The organism is Nocardia sp. NPDC003999 (assembly GCF_053604885.1).
Map to the genome: position 1 here is coordinate 710,948 of NZ_JBSGIB010000001.1, position 25,911 is coordinate 736,858.

13 protein-coding genes are annotated in these 25,911 nt (G+C 69.7%); 9 read left to right on the forward strand and 4 right to left on the reverse strand.

All coding sequences use genetic code 11. The annotated features are described in order from the left end of the window. Positions 1-254: 254 nt before the first annotated feature. Positions 255-1,472 (reverse strand): phosphoserine phosphatase SerB, encoded by a 1,218-nt coding sequence (serB, locus tag ACWESM_RS03455; protein ID WP_039795339.1) that lies wholly within the window; start codon positions 1,470-1,472, stop codon positions 255-257. A 182-nt stretch (positions 1,473-1,654) separates the two neighbouring features. Then, the gene (ctaD, locus tag ACWESM_RS03460; RefSeq protein WP_355078763.1) at positions 1,655-3,397 is read right to left on the reverse strand and encodes an aa3-type cytochrome oxidase subunit I; all 1,743 of its coding nucleotides are present in this window, start codon (positions 3,395-3,397) and stop codon (positions 1,655-1,657) included. 240 nt (positions 3,398-3,637) lie between these two features. On the opposite strand from ctaD, the gene ACWESM_RS03465 reads away from it, so the two are divergent. Continuing rightward, positions 3,638-4,444 (forward strand): VOC family protein, encoded by an 807-nt coding sequence (locus ACWESM_RS03465; RefSeq protein ID WP_397275367.1) that lies wholly within the window; start codon positions 3,638-3,640, stop codon positions 4,442-4,444. Between the two features lie 81 nt (positions 4,445-4,525). On the opposite strand, the gene ACWESM_RS03470 is transcribed toward ACWESM_RS03465, so the two are convergent. Together ACWESM_RS03470 and ACWESM_RS03475 are read right to left on the reverse strand one after the other, a co-directional pair. Continuing rightward, complete coding sequence (locus ACWESM_RS03470) at positions 4,526-5,134, reverse strand: hypothetical protein (protein ID WP_397275365.1); 609 nt, start codon at positions 5,132-5,134, stop codon at positions 4,526-4,528. Between the two features lie 28 nt (positions 5,135-5,162). Further along, positions 5,163-5,645, reverse strand: a complete 483-nt coding sequence (locus ACWESM_RS03475; protein WP_397275363.1) for a hypothetical protein — start codon at positions 5,643-5,645, stop codon at positions 5,163-5,165. Between the two features lie 188 nt (positions 5,646-5,833). On the opposite strand from ACWESM_RS03475, the gene ACWESM_RS03480 reads away from it, so the two are divergent. From ACWESM_RS03480 to nrdF, 8 genes are all read left to right on the forward strand, one after another. Continuing rightward, positions 5,834-6,928, forward strand: a complete 1,095-nt coding sequence (locus ACWESM_RS03480) for an ABC transporter substrate-binding protein (RefSeq protein ID WP_452490896.1) — start codon at positions 5,834-5,836, stop codon at positions 6,926-6,928. A 136-nt stretch (positions 6,929-7,064) separates the two neighbouring features. Beyond that, positions 7,065-7,526: an AMP-binding protein gene (locus tag ACWESM_RS03485; protein ID WP_355078758.1), complete on the forward strand. Its 462-nt coding sequence runs from the start codon at positions 7,065-7,067 to the stop codon at positions 7,524-7,526. Positions 7,527-7,724: 198 nt separating this feature from the next. After that, the gene (locus ACWESM_RS03490; RefSeq protein WP_452490897.1) at positions 7,725-21,026 is read left to right on the forward strand and encodes an amino acid adenylation domain-containing protein; all 13,302 of its coding nucleotides are present in this window, start codon (positions 7,725-7,727) and stop codon (positions 21,024-21,026) included. After that, positions 21,023-22,009 carry an ATP-binding cassette domain-containing protein gene (locus ACWESM_RS03495; RefSeq protein ID WP_355078756.1) on the forward strand — a complete coding sequence of 329 codons (987 nt, stop codon included), beginning with the start codon at positions 21,023-21,025 and terminating at the stop codon, positions 22,007-22,009. Before ACWESM_RS03490 ends, ACWESM_RS03495 begins: the two co-directional genes overlap by 4 nt. Further along, the gene (locus ACWESM_RS03500; RefSeq protein WP_355078755.1) at positions 22,006-22,827 is read left to right on the forward strand and encodes an ABC-2 transporter permease; all 822 of its coding nucleotides are present in this window, start codon (positions 22,006-22,008) and stop codon (positions 22,825-22,827) included. Before ACWESM_RS03495 ends, ACWESM_RS03500 begins: the two co-directional genes overlap by 4 nt. Further along, positions 22,827-23,645, forward strand: a complete 819-nt coding sequence (locus tag ACWESM_RS03505) for an ABC transporter permease (protein WP_355078754.1) — start codon at positions 22,827-22,829, stop codon at positions 23,643-23,645. The genes ACWESM_RS03500 and ACWESM_RS03505 overlap by 1 nt, the downstream gene beginning before the upstream one ends. Positions 23,646-23,793: 148 nt before the next feature. Then, positions 23,794-24,681 carry a dioxygenase gene (locus tag ACWESM_RS03510; RefSeq protein ID WP_452490946.1) on the forward strand — a complete coding sequence of 296 codons (888 nt, stop codon included), beginning with the start codon at positions 23,794-23,796 and terminating at the stop codon, positions 24,679-24,681. A 231-nt stretch (positions 24,682-24,912) separates the two neighbouring features. Next, positions 24,913-25,875, forward strand: a complete 963-nt coding sequence (nrdF, locus tag ACWESM_RS03515) for a class 1b ribonucleoside-diphosphate reductase subunit beta (protein ID WP_355078753.1) — start codon at positions 24,913-24,915, stop codon at positions 25,873-25,875. The last annotated feature ends 36 nt before the right edge of the window (positions 25,876-25,911 follow it).

Below are 25,911 nucleotides of genomic sequence, written 5' to 3' on the forward strand. Positions count from 1 at the left end.
TACGTCCGACAGCACCCATCCAGGCGTACCTCCGCCCTTCACTCCCGCCCTGCGCGGAGTCACCGACCGACTACGTCCGACAGCACCCATCCAGGCGTACCTCCGCCCTTCACTCCCGCCCTGCGCGGAGTCACCGACCGACTACGTCCGACAGCACCCATCCAGGCGTACCTGCGCCCTTCACTCCCGCCCTGCGCGAAGCTATCGACCGACTACGTCCGACAGCGTTTACCGAGGCGGAACCGGGCGGATGTTCAGCCCAGCGGGACGCGGCGCAGCAGGCCGTCCCTGGCGTCGGCGGCCTCCACCTCGTGCCGGGTGACCCCGAGGATGAACAGGACCGCGTCCAGATACGGATGGGAGAGCGCGGCGTCGGCGACCTCGCGCAGCGCCGGTTTGGCGTTGAAGGCCACGCCGAGCCCGGCGGCGTTGAGCATGTCGATGTCGTTGGCGCCGTCACCCACCGCGACGGTCTGTTCCATCGGCACCCCGGCGTCGGCGGCGAACTTGCGCAGGGCGGTCGCCTTGGCCGCGCGGTCGACGATCTCGCCGACGACGCGGCCGGTCAGCTTGCCGTCCACGACTTCCAGGGTGTTCGCCTGCACGAAGTCCAGTTCCAGCTCGTGTGCCAGCGGTTCGATCACCTGCCGGAAACCGCCCGACACCACGCCGCAGCGGAAACCGATCCGGCGCAGCGTGCGGATGGTGGTGCGGGCGCCGGGGGTCAGCTCGATCCGGTCGGCGACCTCCTCGATCACCGACTCGTCCAGCCCGGCCAGCGTCGCTACCCGCTGCCGCAGCGATTCGGCGAAATCGATCTCGCCGCGCATGGCGGCCTCGGTCACCTTGCGGACCTCGTCCTCCACGCCCGCGTGCGCGGCGAGCATCTCGATGACCTCACCCTGGATCAAGGTGGAATCGACGTCGAAGACGATCAGCCGCTTGCCCCGGCGCGCCAGCCCGGCACGTTCCACGGCGACGTCCACCTGCTCGGCCACCGCGACCTCGGCCAGCGCCGTGCGCAGCCGCGAATCGGTGTCCGGGCCGGAGTCGGTCGCGGTGACCATCAACTCCATGCCGGTCACCGGGTAGTCGGCGATACCGCGGATGGTGTCGATGTTGGCTCCCAGCGCGGCCAGTTGCCGCGACACCGCGCTGAACGCGCGCGCGGTGACCGGGCTGCCGAGAATGACCACCGCGTGGGTGGACATCGGCTGCCTGCCGATCGCCGCGTCCACCTCCACGTCGACGTTCATGCCGACGGTGTTCATGGCCTCTTCGAGCTCGTCCTGCAACGCCTCGGCGTCGGTCGGGCAGGTCACCAGGACACCGAGGGTCAGCCTGCCCCGGATCACGACCTGCTCCACGTCCAGCAGGCTCACTCGGTGCCGGGACATGGCCGCGAGCAGCACGGACGTCACACCGGGGCGGTCCGGCCCGGTGACGGTGACGAGGACGGTGGTGTCGGCCAACTGATGCGCTCCATGTTCGATGTTCGCCGTCGCTGTGCTGGACGTCGTTGTCGCAACGCACGGTGCGTACTGATCTCCACAAACGAGTGTGCACCCGCTGGTGACCAGCGGGTGCACACTCGTCGCGATGAATCCTACGGCGCGGCCGGACGTCGCCCGTCCGGCCCCGCCGGGCAAGCGCCCTACTGCGCGAGGACGTTCGGCTCGTGCAGGTCGGTGGCGTGCTTGCCCGCGCCCCAGCCGACGTGCGCCTCGGCGCGCATGCGCTCGACCATGTGCGGATAGTGCAGCTCGAACGCGGGACGCTCCGAGCGGATGCGCGGCAGCTCGTAGAAGTTGTGCCGCGGCGGCGGGCAGGTGGTGGCCCACTCCAGCGAGTTGCCGTAGCCCCACGGGTCGTCCACGGTGACCACCTCGCCGTAGCGGTAGCTCTTGAAGACGTTCCACAGGAACGGCAGCATCGACGCGCCGAGCACGAAGGCGCCGATCGTGGAGATCGTGTTCAGCGTGGTGAAGCCGTCGCTGGGCAGGTAGTCGGCGTAGCGGCGCGGCATGCCCTCGGCGCCCAGCCAGTGCTGGACCAGGAAGGTGGTGTGGAAGCCGATGAACGTCGTCCAGAAGTGCCACTTGCCCAGGCGCTCGTCCAGCATCCGGCCGGTCATCTTCGGGAACCAGAAGTAGATGCCCGCGTAGGTGGCGAACACGATGGTGCCGAAGAGCACGTAGTGGAAGTGCGCCACGACGAAGTACGAGTCGGTGACGTGGAAGTCCAGCGGCGGGCTGGCCAGGATGACGCCGGAAAGACCACCGAAGAGGAAGGTGACGATGAAGCCGATGGAGAACAGCATCGGCGATTCGAAGGTCAGCTGACCGCGCCACATGGTGCCGATCCAGTTGAAGAACTTCACACCGGTCGGGACCGCGATGAGGAAGGTCATGAACGAGAAGTACGGCAGCAGCACGGCGCCGGTGGCGTACATGTGGTGCGCCCACACCGCGATCGACAGCGCGGCGATGCCCAGGGTGGCGTAGACCAGCGTGGTGTAACCGAAGATCGGCTTACGCGAGAAGACCGGGAAGATCTCCGAGACGATGCCGAAGAACGGCAGCGCGATGATGTACACCTCGGGGTGGCCGAAGAACCAGAACAGGTGCTGGTAGAGCAGGATGCCGCCGGTCGCGGGGTCGTAGATGTGGCCGCCCAGGTGACGGTCGTAGGCCAGGCCGAACAGCGCGGCGGTCAGCAGCGGGAAGGCCAGCAGCACCAGGACGCTGGTCACGGCGATGTTCCAGGTGAAGATCGGCATCCGGAACATGGTCATACCGGGAGCACGCAGGCAGACCACCGTGGTCAGCATGTTCACGCCACCGAGGATGGTGCCCAGACCGGACACCGCCAGGCCCAGGATCCACAGGTCGGTGCCGACGCCCGGGGAGTGCAGGATGTCGGTCAGCGGCACGTACGCCGTCCAGCCGAAGTCCGCGGCGCCGCCCGGGGTGATGAAGCCCGCGGTCGCCATGCTGGCGCCGAACGCGTACAGCCAGTAGCTGAAGGCGTTCAGGCGCGGGAAGGCGACGTCGGGGGCGCCGATCTGCAGCGGGAGGATGATGTTCGCGAAGCCGAACACGATCGCGGTCGCGTAGAACAGCAGCATGATCGTGCCGTGCATGGTGAACAGCTGGTTGAACTGCTCGGTCGAGAGGAACTGCAGGCCCGGCCGGGCCAGCTCACCGCGCATCAGCAGGGCCATCAGGCCACCGATGAGGAAGAAGCCCATCGACGTGGTCAGGTACATGACACCCAGGACCTTCGGGTCCGTGGTGGTGACCATCTTGTAGATGAACGAGCCCTTCGGCCCGGTCCGAGCCGGATAAGGCCGAGTCGCTTCCAACTGAGGGACTGGCTGGGGCTCTACGGCAGTCACTGATCCTCCTGAAAGGTGCCTTTAGGTCGCTCCGCAGGCTCCGCTGATCGCATCCATCCCGATGTCGGAACAGACGACAGTTCGCTTGCGCTCTCCGAATCGTAAACCCGTGAAGATGCGCCCGACCGAACGGGTCCTACTCTCTGTCGTAGCTGTGTTGTTTTCCGGGACCGATGAGTTCTGTCGGTGGCGGGCGTCTGTAGAGGTGACACGAGTTCACCTCAGGCCAGGAGAGCAGCGATGACCGGAACCAACCGCACGAAGATCGGCGATCCCTGTTGGGTCGATTTGTACAGCTCCGACCTCGATCGGAGTATCGCGTTCTACCGCGAACTGTTCGACTGGACCGCCGAGAGCGCGGGCGAGGAGTTCGGCGGGTACGTCACCTTCCGCAAGGACGGGCGCGCGGTGGCGGGCGCGATGGCCAGGATGCCCGGCGACACCGACAGCCCGGAACAGTGGACGGTGTATCTGGCCAGTTCCGGCGCACAGGCCACCGCCGACGCGGCGACGGCGGCGGGGGCGTCGCTGGTCGTGCCGCCCATGGCGGTGGGCGAGCTGGGCACGATGGCCGTGCTCGGCGACGTCGGGGGTGCGGGCGTCGGCATCTGGCAGGCCGGGACGTTCCCCGGCTTCGAGACCATGGGTCTGGTCTCCGGCGGGCAGTGGCGTGAGCACGCGGGCGCGCCGTCCTGGTTCGAGCTGCACACCCGCGCCTACGACGCCTCGTTGACCTTCTACCGGGAGGTCTTCGGCTGGTCGGACGTCTTCACCGTCTCCGACGCCCCGGAGTTCCGCTACTCCACCATCCACGCCGAGAGCCCGATGCTCGGCGGCGTCATGGACGCGTCGGCCTTCCTGCCCGAGGGCGCACCCGCGGGCTGGATCGTCTACTTCGGCGCCGACGACGTGGACAAGACCGTCGAGCGGCTCACCGAACTGGGCGGGACGGTGCTCTCGCCGCCCCAGGACACGCCCTACGGCCGGATGGCCGCGGTTACCGACGCCACCGGCGCCCGCTTCAGCATCGGGGGCAATCGGCTTTGAGCCCGGCGGGCCCGCACGAAGAGTTCCTGGACCGGCGAACATTTTCGGACGGGCCGCTTGTCGCCTCGGCGTACGGCACGCTCACACCGGATTCGCGCGCGTGTACGCCGCCATAAGGTCCTCGATCCGCGCGACCACTTCCGGGTTGTCGCCGGCGGATTCTTCGAATCGGGCCGCCAATTCGTCGCACGACGCGACGAACGGCTCGTCTTCGGAATCGGTGAACAACCTCATCTCGGCGATGTTCCTCGCCCCGAGATAGGGATCCCGATATCCTCCGGCGACAGCGTACGCCTCGTTCAGACAGATCAGGAAAATCCCTGTCATCGCGCGTTCCGTCACTTTTTTCTGCCGGAAGAACCGCGTGACCCCGTCTGCCAACCGGTCCGCGTTCGCCAAGTCGACAGTATCGGCGTCCAAACCTTCGATCTCACCGGAAACGCTTTCCAACGCCGCCAGCCGCAGGCGATCGAACTCGGTCAATGCCTCCATCGAATCGACAAACCCTATGGCGTCGCGTGCACGAATGGCATGGACCGCTAGAGCGTGGCTGGAGGATTCGCCGCAGTATACCCGCCCACAGAAACGGACCATCTCCGTGAGGTGTATCCGCAAACGCGCCAGCGGTTCCTCGATCTCGTCCTCATCACGCCTGGCAGCGGCGACCAGCTCACGTCGGCGTATGCCCATCTGCGTTCAGCACCCCCGTTCGAGTGAATTACATGGTCGCGCAGGCGAGCCACTCGTTGTCCCGCGGCTCAGTATAGACAGTCAGGATGTCGTTGCCGCGGTTCGTGTCGTAGGCGAGCTTCGCTCGACTGCTGGTGCCGTTGTACTGCAAAATATGCTGTTTATGACCCGGCTTGTTCCCATCCCGGGGAAATCCGAAGCTCACCAAACGATCCATGCAGTCCAGAAAGGCCTTCGGGTTGACGAACGGATCGTGCCCACCGTCGACCATGTGGCGCAACGCGTAGCATCGGAACTGCATTTTGGATCCGTTCGGATGAACGGCGCCGTACAGGACCTGGTTCTCGTTCATCGTGCTGCCGTCCGCATCACAAGCCGCCATATCGGCCGCGAATTTCTGATAGTCGAAATTCGACCCCGGCGGAGGCGTCGCGGATGCCGTCGCGCCCGCAGCGAATGTACAGACGACCATGAACAAGAACAGCGCGAACCGACCGAAATACAATCTCATGATTCCCCCTTGCGATGTCGCGCAACTCCCCGTTCGCGACCTTGCCGAGACAATAACATAACGGTCGGCGTCCGGAAAGCACGATCGGAGCCGCCGAAACAGCGGAACCCGTTGCACCAGCACGCCTGCCGCCAACCGCCGCGACCTCTGCCAGGGACCCGCCACCGCCGACATGTACCCTCACTCGCATGCCGGTGAGTGACGTGATGCAGGTACGCACCCGAATTCGCGCGATTCGTCATCGGAACGGCGCGGCCGGTCATCGGTTCCGGGCGGTCGTGGCCGGGTGTGCCGCGCTCGTGCTCGCGGGCTGCGGCGGCGCCACCGACGACTCCGCCTCCATCGTGCGCACCACCACCAACATCGCGGGCGCGGGTGTGGTGGGACTGGAGCGCGACACCACCAAGGCGTGCGCGCTGCCGAGCGCGCCCGACCCGGCGGGCGGGGACACCCGCAGCGTCACCCATGCGGCGGGCGTGTCCGAGGTCCCCGCCGACCCGCAGCGCATCGTCGTGCTCAGCACCTCCGCGTTGGACGCCGTCTGCGCGGTCGGCCTGTGGGAGCGGGTCGTGGGGACGGTGACCCTCGACGGCCCGAGCCCGCAACCGGCCTATCTGGGCACCGGCGTACTGAAGATCCCCGGCGTAGGCACCGCCGCGCAGCCGGACCCGGCCCGGATCGCAGCCCTGCATCCCGATCTGATTCTGGGCGAGAACCCCACCGGCACAGCGAGTTTCAGCGCGTTGCAAGCCATCGCACCGACCGTGCTGGTCGGTTCGAACAACAGCTGGCAAGCCGAGTTCGCTGCGTTCGCGGCAGGCATGGGACGGCGCGACGCGGCGGAGACCGCACTGCAGAACTACCGCACCGAGGCGCGCGACACCGGCACCACGCTGGCGGCGGGCCAGACCCAGGCATCGATCCTCCGGTTCACCGGCGACGCCCAGCGGGTACAGGGCGGTGACAGCTTCTCCGGCCAGGTGCTCGCCGACGCGGGCGTGCAGCGTCCTGCCGCGCAGCGCGGCGCCTCGTTCGACGTGCGCGAGAGCGAGTTCGCCACCAAGGCGGAGGGCGACCTGATCTACGTGATCCTCGCGGGCCAGGAGGGCAAGAAACACGGTGAAGCGGTGCTGCGCACCGACGAGTGGAAGGAACTCGGCGCCGCCACCGATCGCCGGGTGTTCGCCGTGGAGGACAGCGTCTGGCACGGCGACGGCCTCACCGCCGCCCGCGCCCTGCTCACCGATCTGCGCAACACGCTCAACGGTTACGTGACCGACTGACCGCCCACCCCTTGGGTGAGGTTTCCCGCACCCTTGGAGTGCGCGGACCAGCGCTGGGGTTGCTGTCGAAAAGTCCGCTCGAGGACGAGATTCAGAGGTACGCCGAGAACCTCTCAATCGACCCCGAGGACACGACATGCACACGCTGACCGATTCGCTCGCCGACAACCTGTACTCCCTGCCGGTGGCACAGCCCGTCGCCGAGGTCGATCCGCACGCGGTCGTGGCATCCACCGCCGGTTGCGACCTGACCTACGCCGAGCTGGACCGCTGGTCCAATCGCCTGGCCCGGCTGCTGCTGCGCCTCGGCGCCGGACCCGGCACCCGGATCGCGGTCGCGATCGACCAGGCGATCGAGTCCGTCGTGGCCGAGCGGGCCGCCACCAAGATCGGCGCCATCGCCGTGCCGGTGACCGACGACGGCTCCTACGCGCTCGGCACCTCGGTGGGCGTCACCACCAAGGACCAGCAGCCCGAGTCCGCGGAAGCGATCACCTGGCTGGTGCTGGACGAGCGCTCCACTCTGCAGCGCTACCTGACCAGCTCCGCCGCCCCGCTGGGCGCGGCCGACCTGGATCTTCTCCCGAAAGCCGCCTGACCGGACACAACCCCTCCCCCGCGACCCGAACAGCGATGTTCGGGTCGCGCAGTGTGCCCAATACCCCCGCAGCGTCGACCGCGCCGGTTCAGAATTGAGTTGCCGCGTGCTGTGCGGCGGCAGGTACTACCGCTACCGCGGTGGCTACGGGCGGTCACTGCCGATCGGCCGGATCGCGGTCAGAACGTAGGACACGTCATGCAACAGCCTTCCCTTTCGGCGAAAGATTCCGACACAGTTCTTCCCGATGGGGCTTTCGCCCTATCGGCGGCACAGCGCGGCATCTGGTTCGCCCAGCACGTCGCCGGTGATACTCCGATCTCGATCGCCCAGTACGTCGAACTGAACGGTCCGATCGACCTCGACCTGCTCGCGCGGTCGGCGCGGCAGGCCGGGCGCGAGTTCGGCACCGGCTACCTGCGCCTGGTCGAGGTGGAGGGACATCCGTTCCAATTCGTCGACCCCACGCTCGACGACAGTCTGGAAACGCTGGACTTCCGTTCCGAACCCGATCCCGAGGCGGCCGCGCACGCGTGGATGCGCGCGGAGTACGAGGCCCCGCTGGAGCTGACCCGCGACCGGCTGGTGCGCATCGCCATGCTGCGCGTCGGCGCGGACCGCTGGTTCTGGTACTCGCGCATCCACCACATCGTGCTCGACGGCATGGGCGCGCTGACCATGGTGCAGCGCACCGGAGAGCTGTACAACGCCGCCGTCGAGGGCCGCGAAGCGTCGCCCGCGAAGGCCGAGGACCTGCGCAAGATCGTCGAGGCCGATCTGGCCTACCGCAGTTCCGAGCGGTTCGGCGCGGACCGGGAGCACTGGCAGGCGCATCTGGACGGCATGGCCGATCCGGTGAGCCTGGCCGGCCGCACCGCGGGCGTGGACGGGCATCCGCGGCGGGTCACCGGCGCGCTGCCCGCCGACACCGGCACCCTGCTGGACGCCCTCGCCGAGCAGGTGTCCTCCGGTGTCGCGCCGACCGTGGTCGCCGCCTTCGGCGCGTATCTGTCCGCGATGACCGGCGCGCCCGAAGTCGTGCTGAGCCTGCCGGTGTCCGCGCGCACCACCGCGACGCTGCGGCGTTCCGGCGGCATGATCGCCAACGTGGTCCCGCTGCGGCTGCGGCTGACGCCCGCCACGACCGTCGGAGAGGTGATCCGGGCGGCCCAGGGCGAGCTGACCGGGGCGCTGCGGCGCCAGCGCTACCGGCAGGAGGACATCTTCCGCGATCTGGGCTGGCCGATGGACGAGGCCGGGTCGTTCGGCCCGTCGGTGAACCTGATGATGGTCGACACCAGAATCCAGCTCGGCCCGGTGACCGGGCGGCTGCACGTGCTGACCTCCGGGTTGATCGACGACCTGTTCGTCAACCTGTATCCGGGCGTCGGCGGCGAGAGCACGCACATCGACTTCCAGGCCAACGGCAACCTCTACACCGAGGCCGAGCTGACCGGCCAGCATCGCCGCTTCCTGTCGTTCCTGCACCGTTTCCTGGCCGCCGGGCCGGACGCGCCGCTGGCGAGTGTGCCGGTGCTGTCGGACGACGAGCGCACCGGCTTCGCGCCCGCCCGGGGACCCGCTGGCGTCGCGGCGCGGACGCTGCCCGCCCTCCTCGCCGAAGGCGCGGCCCGCGATCCGCTGGCGACCGCGCTGGTGGAGGGCGAGACCGCGCTGACCTACCGTCAGGTCGACGACTACACCAACCGGCTGGCCCGGGTGCTGATCGCCGCGGGCGCAGGGCCCGAGCGCACCGTGGCGATCTCCATCCCGCGGTCCATCGGGTCGGTGCTGGCGACGATCGCGGTGGCCAAGACCGGCGCGGCGTTCGTGCCGATCGACCCGACCTACCCCGCCGACCGGATCGAGCACATGGTCGGCGACAGCGGCGTCGTCGCGGGCATCACGACGGCGGCCGCGCGAAAGTCGTTGCCGCGCCGGGTGTCCTGGCTGTCGCTCGACGACGAGGGCACCGAACGGGCGATGGCCGAGCAGGATGCCGCGCCGCTGACCGACGCCGACCGCACCGCGGCGACGCACCCTGACCAGGCCGCGTACATCATCTACACCTCCGGTTCCACCGGGCTCCCGAAAGGCGTGCTCGTCCCGCACCGAGGGCTGGCCAACCTGGTGGCGAGCTCCGGCGCCGGATTCGGCATCGACGCCGAGTCCGTCGTCGCCCACGCCGTGTCGCCGAGTTTCGACATCTCGGTCGAGGAGATCCTGGTCACCCTGGCCACGGGCGCGACGCTGGCCGTGGTGCCGCCGTCGGCGTACGCGGGCGAGGAGCTGGCCCAGGTACTGCGCGCCCACCGCGTCACCCACCTCAACGTGACCCCGGCCGTCGTGGGTTCGCTGGACCCGGCGAGCCTGCCCGAGCTGCGCACCGTGATCGTGGGCGGCGACGCTTGCCCGCCCGAGCTGGTGACCAAATGGGCGGGCCGGACCCTGTTGAACGGCTATGGGCCCACCGAGACCACCATCACCGTCACCCTCAGCGCCCCGCTGACGCCGGACGGTCCGGTCACCATCGGCAGTCTGGCCCGCGACGTGTCGGCGGTGGTCCTCGATCCGTGGCTGCGTCCGCTGCCGCCGGGCACCGTCGGCGAGCTCTACCTCGCCGGTCCCGGCGTCGCGCGCGGTTACCACCGGCGCAACGGGCTGACCGCCGACCGTTTCGTCGCCGACCCGTACGGCACGGGCGAGCGGATGTACCGCACCGGCGATCTCGTGCGCTGGGTGCACAACGACGGCCGCGTCGAACTGGAGTACCAGGGACGCAGCGACTTCCAGGTGAAGGTGCGCGGCTTCCGCATCGAGCTCGGCGAGATCGATGCCGCCTTGCAGCGGCAGCCCGACGTCGACTTCGCACTCACCCTCGGTGTCGAAACCGGTTCGGGCGCCACCGCGCTCGTGTCGTACGTGCTGCCGGAGCCGGGTGCGCAGATCCACCCCGAGGCGCTGAAAGCCGCGGTAGGAGAGTCGCTTCCGGCCTACATGGTGCCCGCCGTGATCATGGTGCTCGACCGTCTTCCACTCACGCCGCTCGGCAAGGTGGACCGTAAGGCGCTGCCCGCACCGGAATTCGGCGCGCGCACCACCGCGAGCAGGCCGCCGTCCACACCGCGCGAGGAGACGCTCGCCGCGCTGTTCGCGGAGGTGCTCGGCCTGGAATCGGTGGGAGTGGACGAGAGTTTCTTCGCGCTCGGCGGCGACAGCATCGTCTCGATCCAGCTGGTGTCGCGGGCGAAGGCGGCCGGGCTCGGGTTCGGCGCACGGGATGTCTTCGAGCGCAAGACCGTCGCCGCGCTGGCCGCGGTGGCCACCGATGTGCCGACCGGAGTGGTGCACGAGCTGCCCGGCGGCGGAGTCGGCGACGTTGAGCTGACGCCGATCGTGCGCGCGATGCTCGAGACCGGTGACACCTGGCGGCGGTTCGCCCAAGCGGTGCTGATCGAGTTGCCGTCGGGCATGGAACGCACGGATCTCGTCGCCGCGCTCGCAGCGCTGTTCGACCGGCACGACCTGCTGCGTTCGACGCTGCGCCGCACCGGCGACGGCTGGAACTGGGTGGTCGCCGAGCCCGGTGCGGTGAACGCGGGCGCCCTGCTGGAAATCGTGCCCGCGGACGCTGATCTCGACGCGACCTGCGAGCGTGCGTTGCAACGCGCCGCCGACCTGCTCGACCCGGAGGCCGGCGTGGTCGCGCGATTCGTGTGGATCGAGCGTGCCGACGCCGCGCCGCTGCTGTGGCTTGTGCTGCACCACCTCGTCACCGACGGCGTTTCCTGGCGGATCCTGCTGCCGGACCTCGCCACCGCCGCGCTGGGCGCCGAGCTCGCTCCGGTCGGCACCTCGTTCCGGCGCTGGGCGCACGGCCAGCGCGAGCACGCGGCCTCGCGCACCGGCGAACTGCCGTTGTGGCAACGCGTCCTGGCGACACCCGACCCCGCGCTCGGCTCGGCGCCGATGGACCCGGCCGTCGATGTGGTGGGCTCCATGGCGCACCTGGCGACCGTCGTACCGCCGGACATCGCGCAGTCCGTGCTCACCACCGGGCCGGATCGTTTCCACTGCGGGGCCGACGACGTGCTGCTGGCAGCCCTCGCGCTGGCGGTGGCACGGTGGCGCGAGCGCAGCTCCACGCTGTTCACGCTGGAGGGCCACGGCCGCGCGGAAACCGTCCTGCCGGGCGCCGACGTGGCGCGCACGGTGGGCTGGTTCACCAGCGTCTACCCCGTCGCGGTCGATCTGACCGGCATCGACGTGGCGGACGCGTTCGCGGGCGGGGCCGCGGCAGGCGCCGCGATCAAGGCGACCAAGGAACAGCTGCGCGCGCTGCCGGACAAAGGCATCGGATTCGGGATGCTCCGCTACCTGGTCCCGAGCACCGCGGCGGCGCTCGCGGACGCGCCCACCCCGCAGATCAGCTTCAACTACCTCGGGCGGGCGTCCACCGGCGGCGAAGCGGAACCGTGGCTGCCGCGCCGGTTCGCCGCGACCCAGGACGACCGCGCGCCGCTGGCCGCCGCGGTCGACATCAACGCCGTGCTCACCGATGCCGGACTCGAGGTGACCTGGGCCTACGCCGGACGGCTTTTCGAGGAGACGGATCTCGGCGAACTCGCCGCGCTGTGGGAGCAGGCGCTCGGCGCGCTGGCTCGGCACGTCGCGTCCGCGAGCGCGGGCGGACGCACACCGTCGGACTTCGATCTGGTCACCGTCACACAGGCGCAGATCGACGACTGGGAGCGCGCCTACCCGAACCTCGCCGACGTGTGGCCGCTCTCGCCACTGCAGTACGGCCTGCTCTTCCACGCGCTCTACGATTCCGACACCGCCGACGGCTACACGGTGCAGTCGCTGCTCACCTTGGCAGGCACCGTCGACGCGGCCCGGTTGCGCCGTGCCGCACAGGCTTTGGTGACCCGCCACGAGAACCTGCGCGTCGCCTTCGTCGAGACCGAGGACGGTCCGCGCCAGCTCGTCCTGGCCGACGCCGAGATCGACTGGCGGGAAGCGGATCTCACCGGCATCGCCGACGAGGCCGAGCGCGCCGGGGAAGTCGACCGGTTGATCGCGGTGGACGCCCGCACCCGGTTCGAGCTCACCCGGCCCCCGCTGCTGCGCTGCACGCTCATCCGGATCGCCCCGGACACCTACCGTTTCGTGCTGACCAACCACCACCTGGTGCTGGACGGCTGGTCGACCCCGCTGCTGGTACGCGAACTGCTCACCCTCTACGTCACCGACGGTGACGCCGCGGCCCTGCCGCCCGCGCATTCCTATCGTGAGTTCCTTACCTGGCTGGAGACCAACGACGACGCGGAATCCCTCGCCGCATGGACCGAGTCGCTGGCCGGTATCGACACCCCGACCCGCGCGGTGCCCACCCTCGCCGGGATCGAATCGACCGAAACCGGCATGACCTCCGTCGACCTGACCCGCGACACCGTCGCCGGGCTGGAGGCCGCGGGCCGGGAAGCGGGCGCGACGGTGAACACCCTGGTGCAGGCCGCGTGGGCGATGCTGCTGGCCATGCTCACCGGACGCACCGACGTGGTGTTCGGCGGCACGGTCTCGGGACGGCCGCCGGAGCTGGCCGGGGTCGAGGAGATGGTCGGCCTGTTCATCAACACGCTGCCGGTGCGGGTGCGGCTGGATCCGGCGGAAAAGGTCGCCGACCTGCTCGCGCGCGTGCAGGCCGAGCAGGCGCGGCTGATGGACCATCAGCACGTCGGATTGGCCGCCATCCACCAGGCGGTCGGCCTCGCCGAATTGTTCGACACGCTGACCGTATTCGAGTCCTATCCCATCGACCGCGAAGCGCTGTCGCAGGCGCTGGACATCGCGGGCATGCGGGTGCTCGACGTGGAGGGCACCGACGCGACGCCGTACCCGCTCAACCTCATGGTGATCCCGCTGCGCGGCGACGACGGCCGGGACACGCTGCGGATCACGCTGAAGTACATGGCCGACCAGCTTCCGGCGGAGGAGGCCCGGCCACTGCTGGATCGCTTCGTCCGGCTGCTGACCCAACTCGCGGACAACCCGCACGCGCTGGTCTCCCAGTTGCAATACTGCGACGACGCCGAGCGCGCCGCGCTGGCGCCGGTACGCGGCCCGGCGTCCGTGCCGCCTGCCACGCTGCCCGAGCTGCTCACCGCGGGCGCGCGCATCGATCCGGACGCGATCGCGATCACCGCGGGCGAACTCACCATGTCCTACGCCGAACTCGACGCCTGGTCCAACCGCTTCGCCCGGGTACTGCTGCGCCGCGGCGTCGGGCGGGAGGTGTTCGTCGTGCTGGCGCTCACCCGTTCGCTGGAGTCGGTGGTCGCCGTGTGGGCGCTGGCCAAGACCGGCGCGGCGTTCGCTCCGCTGGACCCGAACTACCCGGTGGAACGCATCGAGCACATGCTCACCGACTCCAAGGCCCCGATCGGCGTGACGGTCACCGCGACCGGCGAGACGCTTCCCGGCACGATCGACTGGCTGCTGCTCGACGACCTGAACACCATCCGCCGGGTGATGACGGTGTCCGAAGCGCCCATCACCGACGAGGAGCGCGGCGGGCCGATCGACCTCGATCAGACGGCATACCTGATCTACACCTCCGGCTCCACCGGCAAGCCCAAGGCCGTGCTGCTCAGCCACCGCGGCATCGCGAATCTGGTGACCGCGCAACGGGAGACGCTCGCGCTCGACCACACCACCAGCGCGCTGCAAGTGGCCTCGCCGAGTTTCGACGCCTCGGTGTTCGAACTGCTCATCGCGCACGGCGCGGGTGGCAGGCTAGTGGTGTCGCCGCCGGATGTCTACGGCGGGACGGAATTGGAGACGCTGCTGCGCACCCAGCGCGTCACCCACGCCGTGATCACGCCGTCGGCGCTGGCCACCATGGAACCCGCCGGGCTGGAACACTTGCGCGTCCTCGCGGTCGCGGGCGAAGCGGCGACGCCGGAGCTGATCGAGCGGTGGGCGCCGGGCAGGCGGATGGTGAACCTATACGGCCCCACCGAGTTCAGCATCTGGGCGACCGGGCCGGGCGAACTCGTCAGCGGCGAGCCGATCACGATCGGCGGCCCCATCCGCGGCGCGGACACCGTGGTGCTGGACGCCTGGCTGCGTCCCGTGCCGATGGGAGTGCCCGGTGAGCTGTACCTCGCGGGTCCCGCGCTCGCGCGCGGCTATTTCAACCGGTTCGAGATGACCGCGAGCAGGTTCGTCGCCGACCCCTTCGGCGAACCCGGCGAGCGGATGTACCGCACCGGCGACATGGTGCGCTGGGTCGACAACGGCGCCGGTCCCGAGCTGGAGTACCTGGGCCGCAGCGATTTCCAGGTGAAGATCCGCGGCCTGCGGATCGAGCTGGGCGAGATCGACGCGGTGCTCTCCCGCGACGACGAGGTCGAATACGCGGTGACCATCGGGCGCACCGGCCCCGCCGGGACGACCGTGCTGGTCTCCTACGTGCTGCCCGTCGAAGGCGCGCGGCTCGACGTCGAGCGGCTGCGCGCGCAGGTGGCCGCCGAACTGCCCGGCTACATGGTGCCCGGTTACCTCGTCGTGCTGGAGACTATCCCGCTCACCCCGGTCGGCAAGCTGGATCGCAAAGCCCTTCCGGTGCCGGACTTCTCCGACAGCCACCGGCCCTACCTCGCGCCCCGCGGGCCCGTCGAGGAGGCGGTGGCCGCCGTGTTCGGCGAGGTGCTCGAACGGGACCGCGTCGGCGTCGACCAGTCGTTCTTCGAACTCGGCGGCAACTCGCTGAGCGCGACCAAGGTGGTGGCGCGAGTGAACGCGGCGCTCGGCTCGCGGATCGCGCTGCGTGATCTGTTCGACGCGCCGACCGTGGCCCAGCTGTCGGCCCGGGTGGTGCCCGCCACCGGCGCCGCGCCGGGCGGGTTCGGCCTCGCGCCCCGCATCCGGCCGGACCGGGTTCCGCTGTCTCCCGCGCAACAGCGCATGTGGGTGCTCAACCGGATGGATCCGGCTTCCGCCGCCTACAACATCGCGGTGGCACTGCGGCTCACCGGAGAGCTGGACGTCCAGGCGCTGCGCGCGGCGCTCGTCGACGTGGTGGACCGGCACGAGAGCCTGCGCACGCTCTACCCCGCCGACGCGGAAGGGCCGCGTCAAGTAGTGGTCGACGCCGACGTGGCCGTGCCCGCGATGCCGGTGAGCGACACCGAGGACGGCGCGGAACTGCGGGAACGGATCACCGAATTGGCGGGAACAGGCTTCGATCTCGCCACCCAGCCGCCGCTGCGGGTCGGCCTTTTCCGGATCCACGGCGACGTCGAGCCCTCCGCGAGTGCGGGACCGGTGTCGTCGGCCCCTTCCACCGGCGAAGCGCCGATCTCGTCCGGGCCCGTGAGCGCGACCGCACCGGTCTCATCGAGTTACACCGCGAGTTCCGCCGAGGTCGCCGCCGCCACGCCGCCGGTGCACGTCGTCGTGCTGGTCGTGCACCACATCAGCGCCGACGGCGCGTCGATGGCGCCGCTGGCCGCCGACCTGGTCGCCGCCTACTCCGAACGGTCCGCGGGCGGGCACGCCGTCCGTGTCCCGCTGCCGGTGCAGTACGCCGATTTCGCGCTGTGGCATCGCGAGGTGCTCGGCGACGAGGCGAATCCGGACTCTTTGGCGGCACGGCAGATCGAGTTCTGGCGCGCGACCCTGGCCGGCGCGCCCGACGTGCTGGAACTGCCCTCCGATCGGCCACGCCCCGCGGTGCAGACCATGCACAGCGCCGACTTCGGCTTCACCGTCGACGCCGAGACGCACCGAGCGCTGGTGGATTTCGCCACCGCGCACCACGTCAGCCCGTTCATGGTCGTGCACGCGGCGCTCGCGGTGCTGCTCGCGCGCCTCGCCACCACCGACGACGTGCTGATCGGCACCCCGGTCGCCGGACGCGGCGAGGAAGCGCTTGACCAGCTCGTCGGCATGTTCGTCAACACCCTGGCACTGCGCACCCCGGTCGATCCGGGCGCGGGCTTCGCCGCGTTCCTGGACACCGTCCGGTCCACGGACCTGGACGCCTTCGCCAACGCGGACGTGCCGTTCGAGCGGCTGGTCCAGGTGCTGGATCCGGCTCGTTCGACCGCGCACCACCCGCTGTTCCAGGTCTCGCTGTCGCTGCAGAACTTCGTCGAACCCGTGCTGGAACTGCCCGGCCTGCGGTTCGAGGTGGAGGACTTCGAGCGCGACGCCTCCCAGTTCGACCTGACCTTGGATCTGCGCGAGCGCTTCGCCGCCGGCGGTCCGGCGGGCATCGAGGCCGTGCTGACCTACGCCACGGATCTGTTCGACGAGGCGACGGTGGCCGCGTTCGCCTCCCGGTGGCGGCGCGTGCTCGCGGCGGTGCTGGCGCGGCCCGAGGTACGCATCGCCGATATCGACATTCTCGACGAGACCGAACGGGCGACGTTGGTACCCGTGCGTGGCCCCGCCGCGGCGGCGACCACGATCCTGCCGGACCTGCTGGCCGACACCGTGCGGCGGTACCCGGACCGCATCGCCTTGGTGTCCGACGGGCAGACCACCACCTATGCCGAGATCGACGCGCACGCCGATCGCCTGGCCCGAGTGTTGCTCGAGTCGGGCGGCGGCCCGGAAACCGTGGTCGCGCTGGGGCTGCCGCGTTCGCCGGAACTGCTCATCGGCATGTGGGCCGCGGCGAAAGCGGGCGCGGCGTTCCTTCCGGTCGATCCGAAGCACCCGGTCGAGCGCATCGATCACATGCTCACCGACTCCGGCGCGACGCTCGGGCTGACCCTCGCCGCGTTCCGGCCCATGCTGCCCGACAGCACGAACTGGCTGGTGCTCGACGACCTCGCGCTCGTCGAGCGGTGGAGCGCCGCGAGCAGCCGGCCGCTGGGCGAGCGTGAGCTGCCGGGCCCCATCCGGCCGGACAACGCGGCGTGGATGATCTACACCTCCGGCTCAACCGGCACACCGAAGGGCGTCTCGGTATCCCATCGCGGTATCGCCGATCTGGTTGCGGCGCAACGGGATTCACTCGGCCTGGACGAGCGATCCCGGGTGCTGCAGGTGGCGTCACCGAGCTTCGACGCGTCGGTGTTCGAGGCGATCATGGCGTTCGGTTCCGGCGGCGCGTCGGTCGTGGCACCGCCGGAGGTGTTCGGCGGCGGCGCGCTGGCGGAGCTGATCGACACCGAACAGGTCAGCCACATGGTGATCACGCCATCCGCGCTGGCGACCCTCGACCCCGCCGAGGTGACCAGCGTCCGGGTGCTCGCGGTGGCAGGCGAGGCGGTCGGCGCGGAACTGGTCGAGCGCTGGGCCACCGGACGCACCATGGTCAACCTGTACGGACCCACCGAATCGACCATCTGGGCAACAGGTTCCGCGCCGCTGGCGGTGGGCGCCCCGGTAACCATCGGCACGCCGGTGCAGGGCGCGCAGGTGCTGGTCCTCGACGACCGGTTGCGCCCGGTCCCGTTCGGCGTGGCGGGCGAGCTGTATCTCGCCGGGCCGTCGCTGGCGCGCGGGTACCACGCGCGGCCGAGTCTGACCGCTGCCCGCTTCGTCGCCGGTCCCTTCGGCACGGCGGGTGAACGGATGTATCGCACCGGCGATCTGGTGCGCTGGATCCGCGGCGACTCCGGACCCGAACTGGAGTACCTGGGCCGCACCGACTTCCAGGTCAAAGTGCGCGGACAGCGGATCGAGCTGGGCGAGATCGACGCGGTGCTCGGCCGCGCCGACGGCGTGGACTTCGCGGTGACGCTCGGCGTACCCGGCCCCACCGGGGCCACCGCGCTGGCCGCCTACCTGGTCCGCACGCCCGGCTCCGAGCTGGACGTGGCGAAGGTGCGCGCCTTCGCCGCCGACATCCTGCCCGGCTATATGGTGCCCTCGGCGTTCGTCGTGCTGGACGAGATCCCGCTCAACGCGGTCGGCAAGCTGGACCGCAAGGCGCTGCCCGCGCCGGAGTTCCGCGCCGACCGCACCGAGTACCGCGCGCCCGAAACGCCGACCGAACAGCAGCTGGCCGCGATCTTCGGCGAGTTGCTGGGGGTGGCGCGGGTGGGCGCCGACGACTCTTTCTTCGCGCTGGGCGGCGACAGCATCCTGGCGATCCAGCTGGTGTCGCGCGCCAAGCAGCAGGGCATCACCTGCACCCCGCTGCAGGTGTTCGAGCACCGCACGGTGGCGGCGCTGGCCGCGGCCGTCGACGCGGCGGGCGCCGCGGTGACGTTGGACGAGCTGCCCGGCGGCGGCGTCGGCGAACTGCCGCTCACGCCGATCGCGCACTACATGCTGGAGCGCGGCGGAAACCACGACCGCTTCGCCCAGACGGCGGTCCTGGAGCTACCGGTCGGCATCGAGCGGTCCCAGATCGTCACCGTGCTCGCCGCCGCGGTGGACCGGCACGACATGCTGCGCGCCCGGCTGGTGACCGACGGCGCGGACGGCCCGCGCATACTGGTCGGCTCCCCCGGATCGGTCGACGTGGACGCGCTGGTGCACCGCGTCGAGTTCACCTCCGTAGACCCGATCGAACTGCACGAGTTCGCCATGACGGAGCTGGACGCCGCCGCCGACCGGCTCGACCCGGCCCACGGCACGGTGCTGCAATTCATCTGGCTCGACCCGGTCGGCGACGCGGGCTCGCGCACCCGATCGGGCCGGTTGATCGTGCTGGCGCACCACTTGGTGATCGACGGGGTGTCCTGGCGCATCCTGATCCCGGACCTGGTGGCCGCGTGGGCCCAGGTGTCGGCGGGCGCCACCCCGGTGCTGGCGGAGACCGGAACCTCGATGCGCCGGTGGGCCCACGCGCTGACCGAGGAGGCGCACTCCGAACAGCGGGTCGCCGAATTGGCGTACTGGCACGACGTGCTCGCCGGACCCGATCCGCTGATCGGCGGCCGGGAACTCGATCCCGCCGTCGACCGGACCGGCACGCTGCGCATGGTGGAGCGAGAGGTGTCCGCCGAGGTCACCACCGCGCTGCTCACCACCCTGCCCGGCTTGTTCCGGGGCAGCGTCAACGACACGCTGCTGGCCACCTTGGCGCTGGCCCTGGTGCGCTGGCGCGCCGGTGACCCGTCGGCGCTGCTGCGCCTGGAAGGTCACGGCCGTCAGGAAGAAGTGGTGCCCGGCGCCGATCTGTCCCGCACCGTCGGCTGGTTCACCAGCATCTATCCGGTGCGCCTCGATCTGGCACAGATCGACATCGACGACGCGCTGGCCGGTGGACCCGCGTTGGGCGCCGCGATCCGCGCCGTGAAGCACCGGTTGCTCGCGGTGCCCGACAAGGGCATCGGCTTCGGCCTGCTGCGCTATCTCAACGCCGAGACCGCGCGCCAGTTGCCGCGGCGGCTGCCGGGCCGGGTCGGCTTCAACTACCTGGGCCGCTACTCCACCGGGGACATCCCGGCCGGACTCGAGGGCCTGGGCTGGCTGCCGACCGACGAACTGGGCGACGTGCACGTCGCCGAAGACCCCGGCGTGCCGCTGCAATCGGCGATCGACGTGAACGCGGTCGTGATCGGCGACCGGTTGCGGGCGAGCTTCGGCTTCCCGTCCACGCTGCTCGACCAGGACGAGGTCGCCGAACTGGCCGATCTGTGGATCGACGCCCTGAGCGCCGCGGCCCGGTTCGCCCATACCCCGGCGGCGCGGACCGCCGCCGAGGAAGAAGCGGCCGCCACGGCGTCTCCGGCCGTGCCCGCGGCGGGCGGCCTCGGGCTGGACGTGGTGCTGCCGATCCGGCTCGGGGGCGAGCAACCCGCGCTGTTCTGCATCCACCCGTCGTCCGGGATGTCGTGGACCTACCTGGGATTCGCCGACGCGCTCGCACCCGGCCGCCCGATCTACGGGCTGCAAGCGCCCGACCTCGGCGGCCACGAACCGCCCGCGCGCTCCATCGACGAGTTCGCCGAGCGGTACGTGCGGGAGATCCGGACCCTGCAACCCGAGGGGCCGTACCACCTGCTCGGCTGGTCGTTCGGCGGTCTCATCGCCCACGCGGCGGCAGCGAAGCTGAAGGCCGAAGGCGCCGAGGTGGGCGTGGTCGCGCTGCTGGACGCCGACACCGCCGACATCGACGGCGACAGTATCGAACGGCTCACCGCGGGCTCGTTCGTGAACACCTTCGGCGCGGTGTTCGGCATCCACGACGTCCCCGCGGACGCGACCGCGCAGCAGGCGGCCGATTTGATCCGCGAACGGCTCGGCGTGTCGCTGATCGACGCCGCGACGCTGGAGCGCATGGCCGCGTCCTACAACGCCGCCGCGCGGACCAGAACCGGTTACCGCCGCCCGGTGTTCGACGGCGACATCGTGTACTTCAGCGCGATCGTCGACACCTCCGACATCTTCGGTCCGGACGGCTGGGGGCCGTACGTGACCGGCGAGATCATCAACCACGACATCGAGGCGACCCACGACGAACTGACCGCGCCGCACGTGCTGCCGGTCGTCGCGCGCGTGCTCGATGCACATCTGGGAGGCCGAGGATGAATTCCGACCAAGGAGTCGTAGTCGAAGGGATCGAGAAATCCTTCGGCGCGGTCAAGGCATTGCGCGGAGTCGACTTCGCGGCCGAGCCGGGCGAGGTGCTCGGCATTCTGGGACCGAACGGCGCGGGCAAGACCACCATGGTGAACGTGCTGTCCACACTGGTCCGGCCGGATCGCGGCCGGGCGACGGTCGCCGGGTACGACGTGCTGGCCGATCCCGCGGCTGTCCGCCGCAGCATCATGCTGACCGGCCAGTACGCCGCGCTGGACGACATGCTCAGCGGCTACGAGAACCTGGTGATGTTCGGCAGGCTGATGGGCCTGCGCAAGCGGACCGCCCGCGCCCGCGCGGACGAACTGCTCGCCGAGTTCGACCTCGAACGCGCGGCGGGCCGCCGGGTCGGCACCTACTCCGGCGGCATGCGCAGGCGCATCGACATCGCCTGCGGTCTGGTCGTGCGGCCCGACGTGGTGTTCCTGGACGAGCCGACCACCGGCCTGGATCCGCGCAGCAGGCAGGGGGTGTGGGATCTGGTCGCCGGCTTCAAGAAGGCTGGCATCACCACCCTGCTCACCACCCAGTACCTGGAGGAGGCCGACGCGCTCAGCGACCGGATCATCGTCATCGATCACGGCGTGGTGATCGCCCAGGGGACCGCCGACGAGCTGAAGGCGCGCACCGGCGGCAGCTACTGCGAGGTGGTGCCACTGAATCTGCGGGACCTGCCCGCTATCGCCGCCGCGCTGGGCCACCTGTTGCCGCAGGAGAATCGGGACGCGCTCGGTCCCGATTCCGATCGGATCGCCATACCGGCCCCGGACGGTGCGAAGACACTGCTGGAGGCGCTGCGCAGGCTGGACAGCGCGGGCTTCGATCTCGTGGACGTCGCACTGCGTCGGCCCTCGCTCGACGACGTATTCCTCCAGCTGACCGGGCATCTGGCGACGACGGAAGAGATCGCACGGCGGGAGGCCGCGTCGTGACGGCGGCGGCGACCTGGCTCAGCCAGACCCGTGCGACGCCGCTGCGGCCGCAGCAGTGGTGGGTGCTGACCACCCGGTTGATCGCACCGTCGATGCGAACCGGCGAGGTGCTCACCTCGGTGCTCGCGCCCGTGACGTTCACCGCCAGCTTCTTCATCCCGCTGAAGACCATCATGACCGTCATCGGCACGGGATTCAGCAGCTACGCGCAGTACATGATGCCGCTGGTCATCCTGCAGGCCGCCGCGTTCACCGCGGTCTCGGCGGCATTCCGCGCCGCCACCGATTCGGTGGCCGGGCTGAACCGGCGTTTCGGCTCGATGCCGATCGGCCCGCTGGTCCCGGTCACCGCGCGCCTGGCCGGCAGCGTCTTCCGCCTGATCATCGCCTTGATCAGCGGATTGATCTGCGGATACGTCATCGGGTTCCGCTTCTACCTCAGCCCCGCCCACACAGTCGGCTTCGTGTTGTTCTCGGTGCTCGTCGGGATCGCGCTGATCTGGGGCGGGGATGTGATCGGCACCTTGTCGCACAACCCGGAGGCGACGGCACAGGCGCTGGTGTTGCCGCCGCTGATCCTGGGCATGCTGTCCACCGGCATCGCGCCTGCCGATCAGTTCCCGGAATGGGTGCAGCCGTTCGTGCGCAATCAGCCGGTGTCGCAGTGGGCCATCGCCTTGCGGGCGTTGGCCGGGGACAAGGGACCGAACGCGGGTGAGGTGACCTGGTCGCTGATGGGTCCGCCGTTGGTCTGGGCGCTGGGCTATCTGGCCACCTCCGTCCTGCTGTCGATGCGACTGAGCTCGAGGAGGGCGTGATGGCACTGTTGACCGAACACTCGGACGAGTTGCTCACCGGCTCGGAGATATCGGGGTCGGCACTGGTGCGGCACACGCTGATCCAGACCCATCGACTGCTGCTGCGCTGGGCGCGCAACCCGGTCACGCTGTTGGAGACGCTGATCATCCCGTGCCTACTGCTGATCATGCTGAACACCGTCATCGGCGGGCAGATCCGGAAGTTCACCGGCGAGAGCGCGCTGTACGGCTCGGTGCCCTTGGTCGCTCTGGTCGGCGCGCTCTCCGGTGCGGTCGCTGGAGGTGTCCTGCTCGGCCGCGAACGTGACGCGGGCCTGCTGGCCCGCTTCTGGGTGCTGCCCGTCCACCGTGCCTCCGGACTCGCCTCGCGGGTGCTCGCCGAGGGCTGCCGCATCTTCGCGTGCACCGTCTCCGTCGTGCTGGTGGGCTTCGTGCTCGGGTTCCGCTTCCACGAGGGTGTCGCGGCGACGATCGTCTTCCTGGTCCTCCCGACGTTCTTCGGCGTGGCATTCGCCACCATCGTCACCTCGGTCGCCGTGTTCACCGCGAAATCGACTCTGGTGGAGAGCATCACGATCCTCACCTCACTGATGATGTTCTTCAGCACCGGCTTCGTGCCGCTGGTCGCGTTCCCGAAATGGATCCAGCCGGTGGTGCACAACCAGCCCATGTCGGTGGGAGTCGACGCCATGCGCGCGCTCGCCTACGGGGGACCGCTCGCCCGCCCGCTCACCCTGACCGCCGTGTGGTCGCTCGGCGCGATCGTCGTGTTCGCGGTGCCCGCGAGCATCGGCTATCGCAGGGCCAGCAGGCGCTGAGCCGCACAGCGAACTCCCAGCGTGAACCCAGCCGGACAGCAGCGCCCGTTCCTAACGTCGCCGAGGACGATGTCGACGAACGAAAGGGCACACAGTGGGCGAACGACGCGGCGAGGCGCACGAGCACGATCTCGGCCTCGCACATGACATGAAGGTGATGGTGTCGCGCCGCCGCGCCCTGTTCTTCCTCGGGGCGACCGCGGGCGCGGCGGCGGTCGCGGCCGGTTGCGCGTCGGGCTCGAACGACACCGCGGCCACGGCCACTGCGACGGCGTCCGCCACCGCCACGCAATTCGGCGGCGCCACCGCCGCCCCGCAGGAGACCGCGGGTCCGTACCCGGGCGACGGATCGAACGGACCCAACATCCTCATCGAATCCGGCGTGGTGCGCAGTGACATCACGACCTCGTTCGGCTCTTGTTCCGATGTCGCGCAGGGCGTCCCGATGACACTCGAGCTGACGCTGCGCGACTTGGCGAAGAACGGCGCCGCGGGGGCGGGCATGGCAGTGTACGTGTGGCACTGCGACCGGGATGGCAGCTACTCGCTCTACAGCAGCGGCATCACCGAGCAGAACTATCTGCGCGGCGTGCAGGTGGCGGGCGACGACGGCAAGGTGACCTTCACCTCGATCTTCCCCGCCTGCTACTCGGGCCGGTGGCCGCACATCCATTTCGAGGTCTACGACTCGCTGCAGACCGCGGTCGCGGGCCAGAACGCCCGTTTGACCTCGCAGATCGCCCTGCCCCAGGACATCTGCGAGGCGGTGTTCGCCCACGACTCCGGCTACGCGCGCAGCGTCACCAACCTTTCGCAGGTCACGCTGGCCTCCGACAACGTCTTCGGCGACGGCTGGGACGCGGAACTGGCCACCGTGACGGGCACGCCGTCCTCCGGGCTGCGGGTGGCGCTCACCGTGGGCGTCGCCGAGAAATCACAGAACACGCAGTCGGACAACGGTGCCGGGCCGCAGTCCGGTGGGCGCCCGCCCGGCGGACCCGGCGGCGGCGCACCCGGCGGTCGCCCGCCGCGGTGACCGGCGGCCCCCGTGCCCCACCGCCACGTGCCAGGGGCCGAGCCACGGCGGCTCACCGCTTGCCGCACAATAGGGGGCCGCGCGCGGCGCGTCACAGCGTTCTTCCCGACGTAGACGCCTGCCGCGGCGACACAAGGTGTTGTGCTGAGCGGACATGTCGGCCACAAGGAGTAGTGTCCCGAGGGTAGACATTCCGTGACGACAGGTGCTCGGGAAAGGCGTGGAGGCAGGATGAAACTGATCGATCGGGTGTCGGCCATCAACTGGAATCGGGTGCCCGACGAAAAGGACGCCGAGGTCTGGGACCGGCTGACCGGCAACTTCTGGCTGCCGGAGAAGGTCCCGGTCTCCAACGACATTCCGTCGTGGAACACCCTGACCGCCGACGAGAAGCAACTGACCATGCGGGTCTTCACCGGCCTGACCTTGCTGGACACCATCCAGGGCACGGTCGGCGCGGTGAGCCTGATCCCGGACGCGCTCACCCCGCACGAAGAGGCGGTGCTCACCAACATCGCGTTCATGGAGTCGGTGCACGCCAAGAGCTACAGCTCGATCTTCTCCACGCTGTGCTCCACGCGCGAGATCGACGAGGCGTTCCGCTGGTCGGAGGAGAACCGCAACCTCCAGCGCAAGGCCGAGATCGTGCTGGAGTACTACCGGGGCGACGATCCGCTCAAGCGCAAGGTCGCCTCCACGCTGCTGGAGAGCTTCCTGTTCTACTCCGGCTTCTACCTGCCCATGCACTGGTCGTCGCGGGCCAAGCTCACCAACACCGCCGACATGATCCGGCTGATCATCCGGGACGAAGCGGTCCACGGTTACTACATCGGCTACAAGTACCAGAAGGGCCTCGAGCAGGTCACCCAGGCCGAGCGCGACGAGCTCAAGAACTACACCTTCGAGCTGCTGTTCGAGCTCTACGACAACGAGGTCGACTACACCCAGGATCTCTACGACGAGGTCGGCCTCACCGAGGATGTGAAGAAGTTCCTGCGCTACAACGCCAACAAGGCGCTGATGAACCTCGGCTACGAGGGCCTGTTCCCCAAGGACGAAACCGAGGTGAACCCGGCCATCCTCTCGGCGCTGTCGCCCAACGCCGACGAGAACCACGACTTCTTCTCCGGCTCCGGCTCGAGTTACGTCATCGGCAAGGCCGTCAACACCGAGGACGAAGACTGGGAGTTCTGAACCATCAGTTATGGTGTGGGACAACGGGGCCCGGCA